Consider the following 275-nt stretch of genomic DNA (forward strand, 5'->3'; position numbering starts at 1 on the left):
CTTGAAGACTTAGGTTTTCAAGCTTTATATCCTATGCGTCATCGCGCACTTAAATCGGAAGTTGCTAAAGCACGCGGTAATCGCAAAGAAGTTATTACTAATATCCAACATGAAATAGAAGCACGTCTTGAAGAATCAGGCATTAAAGCAACTGTGTCAGGCCGTGAAAAACATTTATATAGTATTTATAAAAAAATGCTTAATAAAGAACTGCTATTTAACGAAGTTATGGATATTTACGCGTTTAGAATTGCAGTTGACTCTATGGATACGTG

Annotated in this window: 1 protein-coding gene; it reads left to right on the forward strand. The window is 35.3% G+C overall.

Annotation, left to right across the window (positions count from 1 at the left end):
- The coding region (locus AAEZ18_RS18775) for a RelA/SpoT-related domain-containing protein (protein WP_502935420.1) at positions 1-275 on the forward strand (275 nt) is incomplete at both ends.

The organism is Pseudoalteromonas sp. 19-MNA-CIBAN-0066 (assembly GCF_040308705.1).
Classification (GTDB): Bacteria; Pseudomonadota; Gammaproteobacteria; order Enterobacterales; family Alteromonadaceae; genus Pseudoalteromonas; species Pseudoalteromonas nigrifaciens.